Here is a 20,392-nt window from a genome sequence, read left to right as displayed (position 1 = left end):
GTACCATCTTGTTTCATACTATTTCAGTCGTTTCACTCCATCTTGAGAACCTAATAAAATCACATCTGCTATGCGATGAGCAAAGATACCATTTTCAACAACTCCTGTGATACGATTAATGCGCTCTTCCAAATCCATAGGTTTATTGATTGATAAATTAAAAACATCAAGAATAATATTACCATTATCAGTCACAAAACCTTCTCTGTATTCGGGATCACCACCCAATTTTACCAATTCTCGAGCAACCATGCTTCTTGCCATTGGAATTACTTCAACAGCTACAGGGAATACTCCTAAGTGACGTACGTGCTTTGACTCGTCTGCAATACAAATAAATTTTTGAGCGATTTGAGCAACAATTTTTTCACCAGTCAGGGCTCCTCCTCCCCCTTTTATCATTTCACCATAATCAGTCACTTCATCTGCACCATCAATATAAACTGATAAGTCCTGTACTGAATTTAAATCAATAACGGGTATTCCTTCTTTTCGTAATAAAGCTTCTGTTGCTTTAGAACTCGGAACACAAGCATCGATTTTATGTTTTATAGCAGCGAGCTCTTTAATAAAGTAATTAACTGTGGAGCCTGTACCTACGCCAACAACCATATCATCTTCAATGTAATCCAACGCAGCTTTTGCTGCTTTAATTTTTAAATCACTCATTAACCTCCCTCCTTTCTTTGCCTTAAAATTTCGTATAAAGACACACCCGTGGCTACAGAAACATTTAAACTATCAACACTACCCAACATAGGCAAAGAAAATAAGCTATCACAGTTCTCACGTGTCAATCGACGCAAACCTTCTCCTTCAGCCCCCAACACTATAGCAACAGTCCCAGAGCAATCTGTTTGATACAATGTGCTTGTTGCCTCCCCTGCAGCACCATAAATCCATACACCATGTTCTTTTAAAAGTTTCATACTGCGGGCTAAATTAGTCACTCTAACTAAAGGTACTGATTCAGCTGCACCACATGCAACCTTGCTCACCACTGGAGTAATGCTGGCACTTTTATCTTTTGGAATGATCACAAAATCAACGCCAGTCGCATCAGCAGTGCGTAAACAGGCTCCTAAATTATGCGGATCTGTGATTCCATCCAAAATAAGGATTAATGCGGGTTGTTTGCTGGACTCCAATAAAGCAAGCAAATGAGATTCATTATATTCGGGTAATGCAGAAGCCCAAGCAACAACTCCTTGATGGGCAAAATTGGTAAAACGTTGATTCATTTTTTCCATGCTTAACTTCTCGATACTGATATGCGCTTGCATCGCTTTATCAATTATGTACTGCAAGCGCTTATCCACACGGTCATAACTGATATAGAGCTTTTTGGTCATTCGGTGTGGATTAGCTAATAAAGCAGAAACCGCATGTATTCCATAAACATACTGCTCATTCATGACTTGCCGTATCCTCCACCGGCTCAAAATCAATTTTACGCTCATCTAAATCAACACGAGCCACTAAAACCGTCATTGTGTCACCTAAACAATACACTTGACCACCACGAGCTCCAGTCAGTCGATGCTTTATAGAATCAAAAGTATAATAATCATTTTTCAAAGAAGTGACATGCACCAAGCCTTCGACATAAATTTCGTCAAGTTCAACAAAAATTCCAAAGCTGGTTACTGCAGAAATCCGACCTTTAAATATTTGTCCTAACTTATCTTGCATGTATTCACATTTTAACCAAGTAATCACTTCTCGAGTTGCTTCATCGGCGCGACGCTCCGTCATTGATGCATGTTTGCCTAAACGATTCATATCCTCATGAGTGTAACCAAACTCATAAATTGGATGGTTATCTAACAAATAACCTAATGCACGATGAATTAATAAATCGGGATAACGCCTAATCGGTGAAGTAAAATGAGTATAGGCAGAATAGGCCAAACCAAAATGTCCTTCATTCGCTTCAACATATTGCGCTTGTTTCAATGAGCGTAACATTACTGTTTCAATAAGATGCTTGTCAGGACGGTCTTCTATAGCGCTCATCGTACGCTGGAAATCTTTAGGTCCAGGTTTTTTACCCCCGCCCAAGTGTAATCCCAATTCACCTAAAAATTGTCTTAAAGCGGTAATTTTATCTTCATCAGGAACGGCATGCACCCGATATAGCGTAGGAATTTTTGCTTTTTCTAAAAATCGCGCTGTTGAAACATTAGCTGCCAACATGCATTCTTCAATTAATTTGTGTGCATCATTGCGAACTACTGGAACAATACACTGAATTTTTTTATTTTCGTCAAATTCAATTCGAGTTTCAGTAGTCTCAAAATCCATCGCACCACGAAGCTTACGGGTAACAAGGAAAACACGATACAAGTCATGGAGTGCGTGAAGCATTGGCCATAAAGGAGCATGCTGTTCATCCGTCATACCCTGTTGAAGCCATAACCCAACCTGGGTATAGGTCAAGCGTGCATGTGAATGGATAACTGCACGATAAAAACGCGAACGTGATATTTTACCTTCGCTACTTATTGCCATTTCAGCAACCATACACAAACGATCAACATGAGGATTGAGCGAGCAAAGCCCATTGGATAAAGCCTCAGGCAACATAGGAATTACTTTACCCGGGAAATAAACGGAATTACCACGACGAGCAGCTTCTTTATCCAACGCCGAATTTTGTGTCACATAATTACTGACATCGGCTATAGCAACATATAATTGAAACCCTCCTTTAGGTTTTTTATAACAATAAACAGCGTCATCAAAATCTTTAGCATCTTCACCATCTATAGTAACAAAAGGAAGGCTGCGGAGATCCGTGCGACCTTCCATTTGTTCTTCAGTAACCTGTTGCGGTATTTTGGCTACTTCAATACTGACGTCATCCGGCCACTCAAAAGGAATCCCATGAGCATAAAGCGCCACTTGAATTTCCATGCCAGGGGCCATATGCTCACCTAATACATGGATTATTTTCCCTATTGGCTGTGTACGTTTGCTGGGAAAAGCAATTAATTCAACTAAAACGATCTGGCCATTTTTAGCCCCATTTACCATTTCTTGAGGAATGGATATATCCTGAGTCAAATGCTTACTGTCTGGTAAAACAAAACTAACCCCATGATCTGTAAAAAAACGACCAACAACGGTGGCATTCGCATGTTCGATTACCTCATGGATCTTACCCTCAGGTCTTCCACGGCGATCCATGCCCATTTGATATGCAAGAACAATATCTCCATGCATCACCGCCCGCATTTCTTTAGCAGACAAAAACAGATCTTCCGAACCATCATCAGGAATAAAAAAACCAAAGCCATCTGGATGACCTTGAACTGTGCCTCGGGATAAATTAATTCGTTGCATGAGACAAAAACGCCCTCGCCTATCTTGCATAATTTGTCCATCACGCAACATGGCTTTCAATCTAAATCCCATAGATTCTTGTTTGCGTTCGTCGCTTAGATTTAATTTATCAAATAATCGATTGCGCGACATCGGTTTTCCGTATTCATTAAGAATTTTCATAATGAATTCACGACTGGGCACAGGATCGTTATACTTTTCACTTTCCCTTTCGTAAAAGGGATCTTTTGATTTTTTACTCAACTTTCATCCTGTTTGTTTGTATTTTATTGCCATAATAGGAGTCAATTACACACCATTTACTTTGTTCTATCACTTATCCTCAGAAGTAGCAAGATAATAAGGTGAGTAACAAAAAGCGCTTACTCATCATTTTTAGCAACAGGGATAACAAAGCCACGCGCACCAACTGCTGCGGTTAATCCTGATAAGGACATATCCTCTGCAACCCAAAACGTAGTTTTGCTAGCATTTGCAGGAATTTTTACTCCCTTCGCTTTCCATTGACATACTGCAATTGCTCCTTCACAAGGCGATTGTTGCTCATGCCCTGGTTTAGATTCAACACAATTTAAAATAAAGGGACCTTTTTTTAATGCTAATGCGGACCAATTTCCACCTTTCAATCGAGTTGTCCATCCAGCACTAGCACTTGGGTTCGTTACAGGATGGGTGATCCACAAATCTGCAGCAGTCAGATTATGAATAAAGAACAAACTGTTTTTCTTAGTTTTTAGTGTTACTGATTCTCCTTGAACAGCCACAGCCTGACAACCTGAAGGTAAAGTAGATTCAGCTGCAACATGAAAAGAGAACAGTAAACAACAAAAAACGGCTAAAACTCTCATGAATCTTTTCTCCTCCAAAATTATCATTATATTTTCGAACTATGTTGATATTATCCTAAAACACAATCAAATTGTAATTTTCAATAAAATCGTCACTTAAATTTGACAATTAACATACGCCAATCTAGATTTTAGATATAATTGCAACGGATATGTTTCATGAACATTATCAAGCAAATCATTTTCTTAACTTTATTCATGAACAGTATATTCACCTATAGTGGTACTGTCATAGTAGGTGTTGGAAAATTTGCTCCTCCATTTTCAGCAGTAGATACAAGTAATCATTATTTTGGCTTTTGCATCGACTTAATTAATGAACTATGCAAGCGCATGAACGATACTTGCGAATACAAATCAATCATGGATGAAGGCATAGAAGGTTCACTGGTTAAAGGACTAGTTGACGTTTCTTTAAGTCCAACCCCTATTACCCAAGATCTATCTCCCGAATATATTTTCAGTATGCCTTATATGACGAGTAGCGGACAATTTGTAACCAACAACCCAAACATAAAATCACTTGAAGATCTTCAGGGTAAAAAAATTGGTGTCCTCAAAGAATCTAACTTAAAGAGCACACTTATACTCTATACGGCTATTGAAAACATTAAAGAATTTACACAAGTTACTAACTTGATTTCAGCCATGGAGAACAATGATATTGATGCCATATTATTTAATATAAATATTCTTAAGTATTTAATGAATAATCAAATAATTAATTTTCGACCCATAGGTAAACCTGTTACTCTTGGAAATGGTTATGGTCTGTTAGCACTTAGAAAAAATGCGGAGCTCATTAATAAGATCAATAAAGCTTTAATGCAAATAGAAAATGATGGCACCTATGAAAAAATTTATACTAAATATTTTGGTAAGTAAACTTTCTAAAATGAGTAACTATCGTTGCCTAGGTTAGCTCATTAGATCTTTTCTCTTTAACTCCAAATAGTCTTTGATTTGACAATTCACCGCCAACAACCTAGATTCAAAATATAATCAAAAAGGAAGTTGAGCATGAAACTTATAAGACATATCATTTTCTTCACCTTATTAATGAGCAGTATATGTGCTTTCAGTACTACAGTGAAAGTAGGCGTTGTAAAATTCCTACCTCCATTTTCGTCGGTAGATACAAGTAATCATTACTTTGGATTTTGCATTGACTTACTTAATGAAGTATGTAAACGCATCAATGAGACATGCGAATACATAGCAATTGCACCGCAATCTATATTAGACGAACTAGAAAAAGGAGCTGTTGATATTTCTCTGACTTCAACCCCTATTTCTAATGAGCTATCCACAGAATTTATTTTCAGCATACCTTATATGACAAGTAATGGACAATTTATAACAAATAATTCCAATATAAAAGGACTACCTGATCTTCAAAATAAAAAAATTGGAGTAATGAGTGAATCTAATCTTGAGAACGTCATTAAACTGTATACTTCTGATGAAAATATTAAAGAATATACCCAGTTAAATAATTTAATTGCGGATTTAGCGGATAACTCTATCGATGCCGCACTGCTCAATGCGAATATCGTTAAATATTTAATGAACAATAAACTAACACAAGCTCAACTCGTAGGTAATCCTGTTACTCTTGGAAATGGATATGGGATTTTGGCTTTAAATAAAAATGCCGCACTTATTAACAAAGTCAATAAAGCCTTATTAGAAATAGAAAATGATGGAACTTATGAAACAATTTATGCTAAATATTTTGGTAAGTAAGGTGAGCTCGATGCAAAAGGCATTTCTATGACTTTATCTAATTTTAAATAAAAACCGTTCGCAATAAGAAAACAAATCATCTTTATCCCAATCCCACATGAAATTACCTTTTTGTCTTTTTTTCTTACAAAAAATAATCTCCGAATTGTGACAAAATAAGGTATAGGTTAAACTGGCACCTGTTTTTTCATAAGTAACGTGAGTTCGACATAAAAGGCATAAAAATGCCTTATAGGTCTCTAAACGCACGTTATCCCGTAAAATGCGCAGCATTTATACGGGATTCGGTTCAAAATAAAATCAGTTCGATATAAAAAATTACTGTTTTTTTTATATCGAACTCACGTTAAGTAGGATAAAAAATGCCAGATAGTATTAAGGTTTCAGAAATAACGAGTCTCCATCAAACTTCTATTATACTTTGGAAAACATCAGGCATAACCCATCAACAAAAAGACTTCTATCGACTGGTAGAAGAAAATCACGCGTTTAATTATCAACTATGGCATGCAGAAGACCGAGCACGTCGTGATGACTTAGGTTATGAGTTTGTGTATCAAGCAAAGCGTGAAATCGATAAATTTAATCAATTACGCAATAATCGGATGGAGGCAATGGATGAATGGCTTTTCAAGCAATTACAGCCTGAGCAATCCAGCATTTGTCCTGTTAATTCTGAATCACCAGGGATGATTATCGATAGACTCTCTATCCTATCCTTAAAATCCTATCATATGTCCTTACAAACAAAGCGCACTGATGTTACAGAAGATCATCAACAAAACTGCGCTAACAAATTAATCATCATTCATCAACAATTAGAACAATTAACTCAATGTCTTAAGGAATTGCTTGATGAGGTACGAACAAAAAAAAGGACGTTCAGAATCTATCATCAATTTAAAATGTATAATGATCCTAATCTAAACCCAGAATTATACCGCCGCTAGATGATTCAATTAATGAAGATAAAACAATTTCACTTTTTGAATGGACGAGACGCTTATCTTGTTGGGAGGTTTTAAGTTTGGAGCTAAAGAAGCCAAGGTTTGCTATGGAAGGTTCGTTTTTCGACAGGGAATCAGGGGCTTTTTTCTCAGAAGGCTTACTTGATTCCCCTCGAGACTTGGTTTTTATGTCATCCCTTGACGACGTAACCGTATCTGTTTGCTTCACGTTACTTGAATTACTCTGTCCTAAAGGAGGACGTCCCAATCCTCGTGCCAATGCCCTAAAGCCAAGAATCAGGGAAAACAACACAGCATTAGCTGCAGCTAAAACACCCATGATTGGCGTATCATGATAATGTCCTTCGGAATCAGCCTCTTGAAGAGGGATTGTCGCAAAATTGGAGAAATTTTTTCCCTTAGAAATACCCGATGCCAGCGAACGAAAAACCTCAAACCATTCTTGAAAAAAGAATTGTGGTGATGGATCAAGAGCAAGACCGTCTTTTAATGAAGAACCAAAACTATCAGAAGTTAAAATTTCTGCATCTTCTCCATCAATTTCTATATTCTTTTTCATTTCCATTAACTGCTTATAGGGATGTTCCTCCTCTTGCACTTCTTTTTGTTTTTTTAGATGTTGAGAGTGCGCTCTTAAGGTGTACGCAGTAAACCCGGCCATTAACACGAAACCTGAGATAATAAATACCGCTAACAAAGCAGGAGGAAACGCCGTTGCAGTCACTAAAAATACTGAAGAAACCATAAATAAAATACTAGTCAACACCCCGTAAGCATATAAACCATATTTCATTCCTAACAAACCAGCGGTCAAGTAGCTATGGGTTGACTGATTCTTTAAGGTTTGGCGCAACTCTTCAAAGTTTTTAATAAGTCCACAAAGTTCCAATTTCAGACGTTTAATCTCGCGTATATCTTGAGGAGTCTTATCTGCTTTTCCTTCTAAAGAAAGTAACTTCGCATGGGAGAGTTCCATTTCTTTAGTCACAAGCGCGAGTTGGCACTTGGTTTGAGTGATCATCAACCGCAGTTGAAAATCGTATTCTTCATAAATTCGCGTAATGACGCATGACAATGCGTAAAAAGCACTGAGTATTGACATGGCGAGAAAAAGAGGCGGAGCAAGAACAGAAAGACTAACTACCCCTATATAAAGGTATAATCCGTCAAGCAGTCCGCCAGCAGCTACCGCCAGGAACGCATGAACTCGTTCCTCAGAATCTTGTTGAGCAATACGCGATAAATAATATTTACGATCTAAAGGTGTTAACGAGTTTAACTGTTGGATTTCAATTAAAAGCTCTTTATTTTCATTCATTTTCTTCTTACGCGACTCCAGCATGCTCCGTATCCAAAGTCGATTAGCGGCAGCAAAAACGCCTAATACAAGCCCTACAGGAATAATCATATACTTAAGATCAGCCTCACTGATTATGCCTAAGACTTGTACTGCACTTTTCCAGCCTTTGTATGCGTTTTTTAAGCCCTTCATCACATCCCTAAAATAAGGCCACGCACTTGCTATGAATTTTTTGACAGGATTTTTTTCTTCACCATCATAAACACTTGCCAAAAAAGAAAAAGAAACTAAAAAGAGGGCTTCTGCTGAAACTGCGGCGATCCCTTCAGGTGAAGTTAATAGGTCATGCATTACGTCAGGATCGTTGCTAGGCATAAACACTTCAAAAAACCATTTAAGCATGCTGTAGCTAGAGCTTAGAGAATCTAAAACAGCATAGGCGTGATAAACATATCGATTTTTATCGAGTTTTTGAGCAAGAAGTCTGCTCTGCGCATCAATGCGACCCGCAATAGCTAGAAGAAAGATAAGTTCTTTAGATTTTGGAGCTGAATCTTTACTCTTATGGGACATGCTTACACGCAAAGAGACCATCAGTTAAGATGGCGCGGATTATATGTATAATTGATTTTCGTGTCAATAATAGTCTCATCCTGGACCAAAAAAACACAAATTATTTGGCCATTATTCATATTACTACCCTCAACACCTATAAAAATATAGTGTAAACACACTTACGGTTGTGACTTAAGCTACAAAACCTGCTACGATATCGCACTAGGCAATAAAAACAACTTAGGAAAGATGATTAAATGAGATCAATGCTTGCTCTCTTTATTTTTGTGTTATTTATGACTGGACCTGTTATGGCAACAAACACAACACAAATCTATGGTTATGTTGAAAAAGTATCTTTTCCAGAAAAAAATTTAACTCTATCAGCGAAACTGGATACAGGAGCTAAATCAGCATCATTAAATGCAACCAACATTACTGAAATTACTAAAAACGGCGTAGCCTATTTGCGCTTTACTGTTCCTACTAAAAACGGGGATTATCAATTTGAGGCGGAATATAAAGGCCGAGTAAAAATCAAAGTTCGCGAAGGGGAGCACGGTTCAGAAATATTGGCACATGCACCAATCAAACGGCCTATCGTACTACTAAATGTCCAACTTGGTGATAAAGTTAAAACAATTAAAGTTAACTTAACCAATCGCAAACGTTTTCTCTATCCTATCCTCTTAGGAAGAGATGCAATTATTGCATTTAATGGAGCGGTTGATCCTGCCCTCACTTTTACTTTAAGAAATAAGAGTCTTAAGAAGCAATGAAAAACAATACGCGTCACGTTTATGGACTGATATTTACCTTATTAATCTTAGGAGCAGGGATTTTTTTATACCGACATTTAGTGCTTGATGTACCTTTAACAGATACGGAAACAATAAATAGTTGGATGGTTGAATCCAATTTACGGTTTATTGCTGAACCGAATACACCGATTAAAGCGAGTTTTAATATTCCTTACTTGCCGCCCCATTTTGCGATTCTTGATGAGTATTTTGTATCAAGAAACTATGGTGTGACAACTAATTTAAACGGTGATAATCGAGAAACAGTTTGGGCAATAAGACGTGCTCATGGCCAACAATCATTGTATTACCGAGCCATTTTTCGTCAAACAGAAGCCAATGAATCACCATTAGGAGCCCCACCAGCCGTAAAATCCCAACCTCTAGAGGAGAATCAAAAATCAGCAGTAGAAACGATTACCAACCAGGTGAGGCAATCTTCTGCAGATATTAAAACCTTTGCTCAAAGCACCATTAAAGAATTGAATAAAAAAGATGGTAATGCCAAGTTATTAACAGGCAATGACTTTAGTGATGAACACATCATTAATGCCGCAATTCTCATTTTAAATCAGTCTAAAATTCATGCAATTCCTGTCAAGGGAATTTATTTATCTCAAAAAAGCAAAGCTGATTTAAATTTATTCTTAGCTGTTTTTAACGGTAAAAATTGGATTTATATTAATCCCAAAACGGGTGGGGCGGGATTACCTAAAGACTTTCTGATTTGGCAATATGGGAATGAACCTGTTTTTGAGGTTGTTGGAGGCAAAAAAGTACAATTTACTTTAACCGTTTCTCCTACACCTATCAATGCATTAAGTATCGCTAAATCACGAGGGCTACAATCAGACTCACAATTGCTACGCTTCTCATTGCTACAACTTCCAGTTAATGTCCAAGCAACTTATAAAATATTATTAACTGTCCCCATAGGCGCCTTTATTATTTTAATTCTACGTAATTTTATTGGCATTAAAACCTTTGGTACTTTTATGCCCGTATTAATTGCTTTAGCATTCAGAGAAACTCATGTTGTCTGGGGAATTTCACTCTTTGTTATCATTATTTCTTTTGGCCTTTTAGCGCGTTTTTACTTAGATCAATTAAGACTGCTTCTAGTACCAAGGCTCGCTGCAATTCTTACCGTTGTCATTTTATTAATGATATTCATTTGTGTCATCAGTCAAAGTCTTGGACTCGATGCAGGACTGTCTGTCGCCTTATTTCCTATGATCATTTTAACCATGACTATAGAACGCATGTGCATCACTTGGGACGAACGAGGTGCCTCAGAAGCGATAAAATCGGGTATTGGAAGCCTAATTGCTGCGGTTATCTCTTATTGGGCAATGAGTTATGAACCTTTACAATATTTGGTCTTTGCCTTCCCAGAATTACTTTTAGTTTTATTAGCGTTAATTTTGTGGTTCGGGCAATATAGAGGTTACCGCTTGTTTGAGTTAAAACGCTTTAAATCACTTGCGAGCCAAGTAGAATGATTAGCTTGTTTCGTCGTTTAAAAAAACATGGAATATTGAGTATTAATCAGCGTAATACGGATTTTGTATTGCGTTATAACCCCAGAAAATTATTTCCTTTAGTTGATGATAAACTAAAAACAAAAAAACTCGCATTAAAGGTAGGAATCGCTGTTCCACCTCTATACGATATTATTGAAACAGAGCAACAAATTAAAACGATCGAAGAACGTTTGGCACCTTATAACGATTTTGTAGTTAAACCAGCTCGGGGTTCTGGTGGCGATGGTATTTTAGTGTTTAAAGATAAAATCTATGGACGTTATCGACAAATTAATGGCAAATTAACAACAACCCAAGAACTTAGCTATCATTTATCCTGTCTTCTTTCAGGTGCATATAGTCTTGGCGGCTCTTCAGACTATGCTATTATTGAGAAACGTGTGGTTGTTGATCCTGTATTTGCTGAAGTAAGTTATGAAGGAATCCCCGATATTCGAATCATTAGCTTATTGGGTTATCCCGCTATGGCCATGGTGCGCCTCCCTACTCGATTATCAGGAGGAAAAGCTAATTTACACCAAGGAGCCATTGGTGTTGGAGTAGACCTTGCCAGCGGAAAAACTCTAGGGGGAGTGTATCACAATGACATCATTGATTATCATCCGGATACGTTGAATCCAATAGTAGACATAGAAGTACCTTATTGGAACAAAATACTCGAAATCGCTTCCAGTTGTTATGAGTTAACTGGGTTAGGATACCTTGGCGTTGATATAGTACTTGATAAAGAACAAGGACCTTTGATGCTTGAACTGAATGCACGCCCAGGGCTAAACATTCAAATCGCAAATAGGGAAGGCGGATTGAAAAGGTATCGTACTATTGAAGCCCGACATCATCAATATCCCAAAGAATCAGTCGCAGAAAAAGTAGCCTTCAGTCGCGAGAATTTTTCTCGTTTAAAATAAAAATCAACTGTCAGGAGTGCGTGGTTTAATATCAGTCAACTCATCCGTAATCTCTTTAGGTAAAATTTTAGAAATTTCTGTTATATAATGCTCAGGATGCGCTCTAAAAAATCCAATCGCTATTTGACGCAAACTTGCAGGATTATTAAGACTACTAATAACTTTATAATTCTTATAATTGAATGTTAGGAAAAATTTATCAGCCCCCCCATCTTCATCATTAGTTCCAAGAATTTTGAGCTCAGGATAGATGGACTGCAACCGCTTAGTATACTGAATTATCGCTTTCAGCTGCCTAGCTTTCTCGTCACTACCTATAACCTCTTTTTCAGTATCAAGATCCTCTGGAATTGAAAAAGAAACGCGATACTCTATGAGCATTGAGGAAGGATTATATTCCCATGTGTAATATTCTTCTTCAGCAGACAATTTTGGTAATGGCTTATAGCGATTTAACTGTTCTGCAGCATGCTTAGCATAAATCGAAAAAACCTCTTGAGGATTAGAAAGAACAACACAAAACTCACCTGCAACCTCTTTTGATTTATGAACCTGTAAACGCGCCTGTTCGGGTAAGATATTTTTTAATATTTTACATAATTCTTGGGCATTACTTTTACTCATCGTAGGTGATACAAGCTGATTTTTAGCTCTGGATTTAAATTTTATAGATTCCTTGGTGTGATCCGCGTATAGATTCTCTATAAAAGTCATTATTTCTTCAATGTTCATAAATCGCCAAAATGGTTTATTTTCAAATAAAAATACCAAATTTTAAACAATTAATCAACATTTATATATCTCGACTTTATGAAACGTCGAGATATACCCATGAATAGCTAGGAACAATACCTTGATTAATAAAGCTAACTGAGGCAGATAAATCTTTATCTGTTTGTTACCTTATCTCTGGACCATCATGTTTGGCATGCTTATCCGGATCTCTTTTGTCGCACTTCTCTACTTCATCTTTCTTTGTACTTAATGCAGACTCAAAAAAGCCTACTTTATCGAACTTCATAACCACACTTTGTTCTGGGGGAGGAGTTTTTTTAGTTAAGCCGTCTACAAATCCTGCAGTTAGCTTTTGTACGTAACTGAATAAAAAAGAAACTTCTTCTTGAGATGTAACTTCGGGTTTGCTTAATTTTGGCATAGTAAATCCAGGAGTGAACGAGTAACAACGTACATAAGCATTATATGCTGAATTAAGCAGATGAATATTAGGAATATTACTGGAAATGGCTGCATCAACACTCGAGTATTTACCTTCATTTCCAATCAGCGCATGGGGATCAGCACAATTTGTTACCGCATTAATGTATCCAGGTACAGGAGCTAATGCATCTTCTATTCGATCAGTACCCCATTCTAAGTTTAATCGCGTGCACTCATTTTTTATTGCACGAAGAATTAGTGCGTATTGTTTCCCGACTTCTGGACTTGCATTATCCGGCACTAAAGCACTAAACGGAAGATTCAGGCGCTTCACTTTCCCAAAGTTAGTGTCAGAAGGATAGCTCTCTAAAGCAGCCAATATACCTTTTAATCGAGCTAACTCAACTTTTGCAAGACCATCATTTTGAAGTGCTGTTAAAGGATAATTAAAATCAAGATCATAAAGACCCGCACTAAAAAATCCCATCCCGGCTTTAAGGAATTTAAAGTTAATTGGATTTGAATCTTCTGAAAGAATTTGACTGTAATTGACCAAGCCCGCTAATGCTTGATGAAATTCATGTTTAATACCTAACTGCACACCCTCTAAATCAAGTGCTCCTCGTATTCTCAAATCGCTATCTAAGCTCGGAGCCCATTGCAATTCCAATGCATTTTCTTTGGAGGGTTTCTCTTGTCTCTCAGCTCCATACATCTGAAAAAACAGTTCCTTTTGCCATGTTGCATAGCCTTTAGGTAGCTTTTCAGTCTCTGAATCGTCAGGATAAAAAAACATTCCACCTGTATTACGTAAATCACCTTGCCATTGCAATCCAACTTGATCAATAACGATTACATCTTCGGGTTCTGACAACTCTTCCACTTTGCGACCAAATCCATATACCTTAGTTGCTGTAACTTTACCGATAACCACTGTACCTTTAACTAAACATCGAATACGTGCAATTTGATCTTCACTCAGCAAATCACCGTATAAACTGCAATCCATAATACCACTAACATTACTGCTTTCATTGCGTGCTAAAAGTTGTAAATGTCTTGCGGTGAATTCAGCAGGATGTTCGGGAAATTGCTCCATCTGTTCTGTGAACGGATTATAGAATTCTTGTCCACATAAGCCACTTTCTTTAATAATTTCCTGAAAGCTTTCTAATACGCTATTCGGATAATAAACATCAACTGGATTTTTTTTATCTGTAACGTCCGGCTTTGGCTTTCCAACCGCCGAACGAGTCAATTGAATATTAAACACACTTGGTTTAACCGGGTTCGGAGTTTCCTTAAAATTAGGCATTATGTTTTCCTCTTGTATATAAACTTAGAAAAAGCAGACTTCCATTCAAATGACTTATATGTTATCATCTAGTGTAATTTGTAGTCAAAAAAGACGTCTTATGTATTACTTGGAGCTTAATATATCCGGTAAATCTAAGATGGTCTATATTTAAACTTATTAATTATTTTTTAGCGCCTTAATATGTCATACACAAAAATTGAAAGCGGCCTTCTTTTGGCCTTAGAGTCTCCTAAATTAGATGAATCAGATTTTATTTTACTTTCTATCAAGCTTCTTGAAAAAAAACTAGGCAATAATGATGATTTTCCTATTTTTTTGAAACAAATTCAAAAGCAGTATTTAGAACAGGAATATAAAGATGCCCTCCAAAATATTTTAAAGCTGTGTAAAGAAAATGAAGCACTATTAGGTGCAAGCGTAGTGCAACTTTTGATAACTAGAGCAGCTCAAGTAACAAGTGACCCGAAAGACAATGAAAGTCGACGATTTTATGAAGTATTGTATGCAGAACATCTGGAATCGATTTTGAGAAAAGATTTTGATTGCTCCATTTTCGATGGGTTAAATGAAGCTTATAACGAAGTCAGACCCGAGTATACAGTTAATGAGTTCACAAAAATTAATACCTTTGAAGAGGCAAGAAAACTTATTTTATCGTTCGTGATGCTTAATGATAACGTCGAACTGGGACTAAAAGCTCAATCAGCAACCTACCAGAAAAAAGATCGTTCAAGAGAAGAGTTGGGACAAATTTTAACTGCCAACCCCGGTATTATAAAACCCAATTCTCCTAATTTTGCTGACAATATAGTTCCCATTAAAAAAATAGATAAAATAGCCATAGATGAGAAAAAAATCGGCGGCTACTCAAAAACAAATACCCAAGTTCCTTTTGTAGCCTCATTATCAGGTACAACCTATTCTCTAGTTGTTGTGCTGCAAAAATATATTGATAAGCATAAAACGGATACAAATCTTGAAGAGACAATAAATAATATTGTGATGTTATGGACTTCCGCCTATATTAAAGAGGGTTATCACAGCTGTAAAGAAGTCATAGATATATTTAAAGATCCACACATTCAATCCATTTTTGCCCAAGCAAACATTAAACTTGATTATGCTGTTATTGAGGATACTCATGATGAGTTTCATCGAGCACAAGAGTACGCTCAAGGAATAGCCACAAAAGCAGTAATGCATCAAGAATTAGTACAAAAAGCTAAAGATAAAAGTGAGCGTGAAGAACAACAAAAACAAATAATCAGCTGTTGTGGCGATCTTTTAAAACAACTAAACCAAGATCCGAAAAGTAAAGAATTATATCCAGAGCAACTTAAAGCGCTGGATGAGCTCTATAAAAATTGGAACGTAGGAACTAAAAAGAACCACGAATTCAAAAATGAATGCGCTCAAATTTGTGCTGAAATAAAAACTAAAGAGCAAAATAAACCCTTCACATTTACAGACTTTATAAATAAGATTAAAAATTTCTTTAATCGCTTAGCTACCTTAGGATTTCATAAAGATGTGTTCAAAGAACCCGCCAGTGTAGCAATGGATATAACAACGAAACTCAATGACGCTTTGGCGAAAATACCCGATACCCCTACCACTAAAAAAGTGGCACATGGCGTCAAAAAATCGGTTGAGAAACCTATTGAGGCTGAAGTAAACCATTTTCCTGGGCTTCTAAAAGATGTGCTGAAAAAAACTGATGGAACATCCGCTGAATTAAATCAAGACTCAACAACGAAAATAGAGAAATCGGTTACCAAAACCTTATAAGTCGTAACCTGCTCAGCACAGACGAAATACAGGTAAGCGTAGCCCGTATTAGTGAACGCGTAATACGGGCTACGCATGCTAAAATTTATTTAATTAATAGCTTTCGAATCAAGCCAACAACCGCCGTTAGAATACCACCACTTACCACACCGGCCCCTGCATCACCAATCAACGAATTAATTGTAGTATCTGCTAATCCTAACTGATTCAGTAGATTCACCCCTTGCAAGATGTACCCACCTAAAACGCCACCATGCCTGCGATGGTATTACCAATAGTACCAAGACTCAGATAGCGCATTTCCTCCAACACCACCACCAACTAAACTTGTTATTAATCCTATAATGTCCATCTCAGATTCCTGTTGAGTTTCTATAGAACTTCTATTGTTTAAATTAGCATATCATTCATCATGCTGGCAAACCCCTAGCATGTTGAATAAATAACCGCTTTATAGGGGTAAATTGGTTACAAAATCCCAAACCTAAACCACGTAAAGTAACCACAGGCCCAAAGGAATTGCCAAATAAGCGTTTAAATCCTTCCATAAGCAATATAATTTGCCACACAGCAGCCTTACGTTCGCGTTGATAAGCGCCTAATGCTTTTTTCGCACAAAGACCACTAGAAGCTGCATCCAAACAATGAATCCATGAACTTACATCAGCTAATCCAACATTTAAACCTAAACCAGCCAAAGGATGAATTGTATGTGCGGCATCTCCAAGAAGCAGCCAACGATTACCAGTATATTGTTTTGTATGCCTCATCTGTAAAGAGAATTGATGACGCGCGCTCATTACTTCTACCTCGCCTAATCTATTAGCAAAAGCTTGGGTAAGTGATTGATTAAATTCGTGATTCGAGAGATTCATTAATTCTTTCGCATGATTGGGAGCAGTAGACCAAACAATGGAGCATTGATGTGGATCCGCAAGCGGTAAAAATGCTAAAGGCCCATTGGGGTGAAACACTTGATAAGCAGTTTGCTTATGTTCCTTCTCGGTAAACACAGTAGCTACCAAGGCTTGCTGATCATAAGACCACGTTGTTAATGAAACTTTTAGTTTTTGCCGTATTAGAGAATGTGCTCCATCAGCGATCATTAATAACAGCCCTTTCCAACTCTGTTCGATGCTGTTCAAAAAAACACAATCATTATCACTACATACTTCTTCCACAAAATGATTAGGAAATAAATGAATCGTGGGTTGCAATGCAATTTGCTTGAATAAAGCATCTTTAAGAATGGACTCTTCCATAATAAAGCCCAAGTTTTGTTCAGCTACATATCGTGAATCAAAATCAATATGTGCACCGCTTACTGAATCCCAAACATGCATATGACAATAAGGTGAAATTCTTGATTTATCCAAATAGTGCCAAACATCTAATTGTTTTAAAAGCATTTGTGACGCATGATTAATGGCATAAACACGAGCATCAGTATGCAAAGTATCCACTTTTAATGGCCCTGAATCAATGATCGCCACAGTATAACCACGTTGTGCCATAGCTAAAGCAGAAGCTAATCCCACAATGCCGCCGCCAACTATCAAGACATTAAATTCCAGACTCATTTTTTCTCCGAGAATTTAAGAGAAGGATGTTTTTTCATGCCATCTAAAGCGATTTCACATACTAAATCGGGAATTACTCCCCCAAAACCACGCGCATAACGCGCTAAAAGATTTTTTAATAGAGGAATATTATCCAGCGCCATCAATCCTAAACCACGTACACATCCCATACCTGGTAAACGACTAGTAAATACTCGAATTAAACCATCGGTGAAGCAGGTAATTGTTTTTTGATCGTGTAACCTTTGTTGCATATAATGCTGCAACATTGCCGCAGTAAGTCCTTGCTCTGCAATACATTGTGCTAACATTGCCACATCCCTAAGTCCTAAATTAAATCCTTGTCCGGCTACAGGATGTAATGTATGTGCTGCATTTCCTACAAAAACAATAGGCCATTGGATTTGCTGTGGCATTATTACTTGCTGCAGTGGATAAGAAAAACGTTTACCGACTTTAACAAAACGACCTACACGATAACCAAAAGCCTGTTGTAATTGTTGTAAAAAATCTGCATCCGATAAAGACAACAAATGCGCTGCCTGATTAGGAGGTACTGCCCATACTAAAGACATTCGGTTACCTTGCATAGGTAAGAGCGCTAAAGGACCATGAATTGTAAAACGTTCGTAAGCACATTGTTCATGAAGCTTAAGCAACCCCACATTGGCAACAAGAGCATGTTGATCGTATTGCTTTACTTTAGCCGATAAATTACAAAAACGACGCACACGTGATTGAGTTCCATCTGCAGCAACAATTAAACGAGCTACAGCAGTTACTTCACCTAAATCAGTATGAATGGTCGCTGTGCTTTTTTCATAATCCAAAGAGTGTAAGGTTGCTGAGGCCATGAGCTGATCTGGATGTAATAATTGATGCAACGCTTGGTTAATATGCTGCATTTCAACAACATAGCCTAAAGGTTCATTCGATTGACTTTGTAAGCGTGAAACACCAAAATGGTGTTGATCTGAAACATGAATCCTCTCTATAGGAGTTGCATAAGCGTTAAGATGTTCCCAAACTCCAAGCATGGTGAGAATGCGTCGACTGGCTGGTGATAACGCTAATGACCGTGCATCAAAATCAGGCTTTATTTTATCACTAAATGGTTTTTCCTCTACCAATAAAGTGCTGTAGCCTAATCCCTGCAAAGCAAGCATTAAAGTTGCGCCTGTTAAACCACCGCCAATAACCAGTATATCAATCTCTTTATTAATCACGCATTAATGCCTCAATTTCATGTACATCCACAGGTAGCGCTGCGGTTAATACTTCGTGGCCTGTTTTAGTAACCACCACATCATCTTCTATGCGTACGCCTATATTCCACCAACGTTTATCTACTCCAGGAGTATTTGAACTAATATATAAGCCAGGTTCTACAGTTAAAACCATTCCAGGTTCCAAAGGACGCCATTCATTATTAATTTTGTAACAGCCGATATCGTGGACATCTAATCCCAACCAATGTCCTGAATTATGCATATAGAACGGTTTATAAGCCTCTTTAACGATCAACTCGTCCACATTTCCTTGCAAGATACCTAATTCACATAAACCTTCCGTTAAAATACGCAACATAATTTGTTGGATCTCATTCCAAGGAAGGCCCGGCTTAATAGCTGCAATCCCTGCTTTTTGTGCCTTGAGAACAAGCTCATAAATACTTTTTTGCTCCAGACTGAATTTACCATTCACAGGAAATGTTCGGGTAATATCAGCAGCATAATTTTCAAACTCACCGCCAGCATCAATTAAAACAAGATCACCTTGTCGTAAAGGTTTACTGTTGTCGGTATAATGCAAAATACAAGCATTTTCTCCTCCCCCCACAATAGGATCATAAGCGACACTACGACAACCTTGACGACTAAATTCATAAATAAGTTCCGCTTCTAACTGATACTCATGTTCCAAATGCTTACAACGACGCATGGCTTGCTTATGAGCTTTAACAGAAATATCTGCTGCTCGACGCATTAACTCCAACTCAGCTTCACTTTTAAATAAACGCATTTCACCTAATATAGGCTCTAAATCACACAATTGTTCCGGTATTTTTACACCGCGTCGCACTTGATTTTTCCCTTTCATCAAGGCCTGCATAATTATTTCCTCAACTTCTGAATTGCGAGCAAGAGCATAATAAATCGCTGTTTTTCCACTTAATAATTTAGGCAACTCTTCAGAAATACACTCTATAGGAAAAGCAGCACTCATCCCTAATTCAGATAAAGCACCATCTTGGCCTAAACGTTTTCCTGTCCATTGCTCTTCAGCTGGATTACGTGGACGATTAAATAAAATACTCTGTGGAGTTGATCCCGAAATAAGTACTAACAATGCGTCAGGTTCATTAAAGCCTGTTAAATAATAAAAATTACTTTCCTGACGGAAACGATAATGCGTATCACCATTACGTAAAGACTCATGAGCTGCCGGAATAATTGCAATACTTCCTTCAAGTAATTTTTGGGTCAGCGTTCTTCTTCTTGTTTGATATTCTTGTGGAGAAATCATATCAACAT

18 protein-coding genes are annotated in these 20,392 nt (G+C 37.4%); 7 read left to right on the top strand and 11 right to left on the bottom strand.

Features of this window, described 5'->3' with window-relative positions:
* Positions 1-18 precede the first annotated feature (18 nt).
* The 4 genes from rpiA to Lgra_RS07090 form a co-directional block, all read right to left on the bottom strand.
* Positions 19-669 carry a ribose-5-phosphate isomerase RpiA gene (rpiA, locus tag Lgra_RS07105; protein WP_058498552.1) on the bottom strand — a complete coding sequence of 217 codons (651 nt, stop codon included), beginning with the start codon at positions 667-669 and terminating at the stop codon, positions 19-21.
* On the bottom strand, positions 669-1,415 hold the full coding sequence (rlmB, locus tag Lgra_RS07100; RefSeq protein WP_058498551.1) for a 23S rRNA (guanosine(2251)-2'-O)-methyltransferase RlmB: 747 nt from the start codon (positions 1,413-1,415) through the stop codon (positions 669-671). The genes rpiA and rlmB overlap by 1 nt, the downstream gene beginning before the upstream one ends.
* Complete coding sequence (gene rnr, locus Lgra_RS07095) at positions 1,408-3,588, bottom strand: ribonuclease R (protein WP_058498550.1); 2,181 nt, start codon at positions 3,586-3,588, stop codon at positions 1,408-1,410. The genes rlmB and rnr overlap by 8 nt, the downstream gene beginning before the upstream one ends.
* Before the next feature lie 119 nt (positions 3,589-3,707).
* Positions 3,708-4,193, bottom strand: coding sequence for a hypothetical protein (locus Lgra_RS07090; protein WP_058498549.1), 486 nt, complete (start codon positions 4,191-4,193; stop codon positions 3,708-3,710).
* 159 nt (positions 4,194-4,352) lie between these two features.
* On the opposite strand from Lgra_RS07090, the gene Lgra_RS07085 reads away from it, so the two are divergent.
* From Lgra_RS07085 to Lgra_RS07070, 3 genes are all read left to right on the top strand, one after another.
* A complete protein-coding gene (locus tag Lgra_RS07085) occupies positions 4,353-5,078 on the top strand; it encodes a transporter substrate-binding domain-containing protein (protein WP_058498548.1) in 726 nt (241 codons plus the stop codon).
* A gap of 135 nt (positions 5,079-5,213) precedes the next feature.
* Positions 5,214-5,939 carry a transporter substrate-binding domain-containing protein gene (locus Lgra_RS07080; RefSeq protein ID WP_058498547.1) on the top strand — a complete coding sequence of 242 codons (726 nt, stop codon included), beginning with the start codon at positions 5,214-5,216 and terminating at the stop codon, positions 5,937-5,939.
* A gap of 362 nt (positions 5,940-6,301) precedes the next feature.
* Positions 6,302-6,889, top strand: coding sequence for a DUF4254 domain-containing protein (locus Lgra_RS07070; protein WP_058498545.1), 588 nt, complete (start codon positions 6,302-6,304; stop codon positions 6,887-6,889).
* Here Lgra_RS07070 and Lgra_RS07065 read toward each other — a convergent pair.
* Positions 6,858-8,780: a hypothetical protein gene (locus Lgra_RS07065; RefSeq protein WP_058498544.1), complete on the bottom strand. Its 1,923-nt coding sequence runs from the start codon at positions 8,778-8,780 to the stop codon at positions 6,858-6,860. The genes Lgra_RS07070 and Lgra_RS07065 overlap by 32 nt on opposite strands.
* Positions 8,781-9,019: 239 nt before the next feature.
* Between Lgra_RS07065 and Lgra_RS07060 the strand changes: the two genes are divergently transcribed.
* From Lgra_RS07060 to Lgra_RS07050, 3 genes are read left to right on the top strand one after another with little or no spacing between them, the layout of a single operon-like run.
* Positions 9,020-9,541 (top strand): ATP-dependent zinc protease family protein, encoded by a 522-nt coding sequence (locus Lgra_RS07060; protein ID WP_058498543.1) that lies wholly within the window; start codon positions 9,020-9,022, stop codon positions 9,539-9,541.
* Complete coding sequence (locus Lgra_RS07055; protein WP_058498542.1) at positions 9,538-11,064, top strand: inactive transglutaminase family protein; 1,527 nt, start codon at positions 9,538-9,540, stop codon at positions 11,062-11,064. The genes Lgra_RS07060 and Lgra_RS07055 overlap by 4 nt, the downstream gene beginning before the upstream one ends.
* Positions 11,061-12,014 carry an alpha-L-glutamate ligase-like protein gene (locus tag Lgra_RS07050; RefSeq protein ID WP_058498541.1) on the top strand — a complete coding sequence of 318 codons (954 nt, stop codon included), beginning with the start codon at positions 11,061-11,063 and terminating at the stop codon, positions 12,012-12,014. Before Lgra_RS07055 ends, Lgra_RS07050 begins: the two co-directional genes overlap by 4 nt.
* Positions 12,015-12,017: 3 nt before the next feature.
* On the opposite strand, the gene Lgra_RS07045 is transcribed toward Lgra_RS07050, so the two are convergent.
* Together Lgra_RS07045 and Lgra_RS07040 are read right to left on the bottom strand one after the other, a co-directional pair.
* The gene (locus Lgra_RS07045) at positions 12,018-12,746 is read right to left on the bottom strand and encodes a type IV secretion protein Dot (protein ID WP_162264314.1); all 729 of its coding nucleotides are present in this window, start codon (positions 12,744-12,746) and stop codon (positions 12,018-12,020) included.
* A gap of 166 nt (positions 12,747-12,912) precedes the next feature.
* Positions 12,913-14,487: a hypothetical protein gene (locus Lgra_RS07040; RefSeq protein WP_058498540.1), complete on the bottom strand. Its 1,575-nt coding sequence runs from the start codon at positions 14,485-14,487 to the stop codon at positions 12,913-12,915.
* Positions 14,488-14,670: 183 nt separating this feature from the next.
* Between Lgra_RS07040 and Lgra_RS07035 the strand changes: the two genes are divergently transcribed.
* Positions 14,671-16,278, top strand: coding sequence for a hypothetical protein (locus Lgra_RS07035; protein ID WP_058498539.1), 1,608 nt, complete (start codon positions 14,671-14,673; stop codon positions 16,276-16,278).
* 85 nt (positions 16,279-16,363) lie between these two features.
* Here Lgra_RS07035 and Lgra_RS18115 read toward each other — a convergent pair whose 3' ends face one another.
* The 4 genes from Lgra_RS18115 to pepP form a co-directional block, all read right to left on the bottom strand.
* Positions 16,364-16,507, bottom strand: coding sequence for a hypothetical protein (locus tag Lgra_RS18115; protein ID WP_202967165.1), 144 nt, complete (start codon positions 16,505-16,507; stop codon positions 16,364-16,366).
* Positions 16,508-16,688: 181 nt separating this feature from the next.
* Positions 16,689-17,858, bottom strand: coding sequence for an FAD-dependent oxidoreductase (locus Lgra_RS07030; protein ID WP_058498538.1), 1,170 nt, complete (start codon positions 17,856-17,858; stop codon positions 16,689-16,691).
* Positions 17,855-19,084, bottom strand: a complete 1,230-nt coding sequence (gene ubiH / locus Lgra_RS07025) for a 2-octaprenyl-6-methoxyphenyl hydroxylase (protein ID WP_058498537.1) — start codon at positions 19,082-19,084, stop codon at positions 17,855-17,857. The genes Lgra_RS07030 and ubiH overlap by 4 nt, the downstream gene beginning before the upstream one ends.
* The gene (gene pepP, locus Lgra_RS07020; RefSeq protein WP_058498536.1) at positions 19,077-20,384 is read right to left on the bottom strand and encodes a Xaa-Pro aminopeptidase; all 1,308 of its coding nucleotides are present in this window, start codon (positions 20,382-20,384) and stop codon (positions 19,077-19,079) included. Before pepP ends, ubiH begins: the two co-directional genes overlap by 8 nt.
* Positions 20,385-20,392 lie beyond the last annotated feature (8 nt).

It is taken from the genome of Legionella gratiana, from assembly GCF_001467695.1.
Classification (GTDB): Bacteria; Pseudomonadota; Gammaproteobacteria; order Legionellales; family Legionellaceae; genus Legionella; species Legionella gratiana.
The sequence above is the reverse complement of the archived record's forward strand: the minus strand, read 5'-3'. Positions and strand labels throughout refer to the sequence as shown.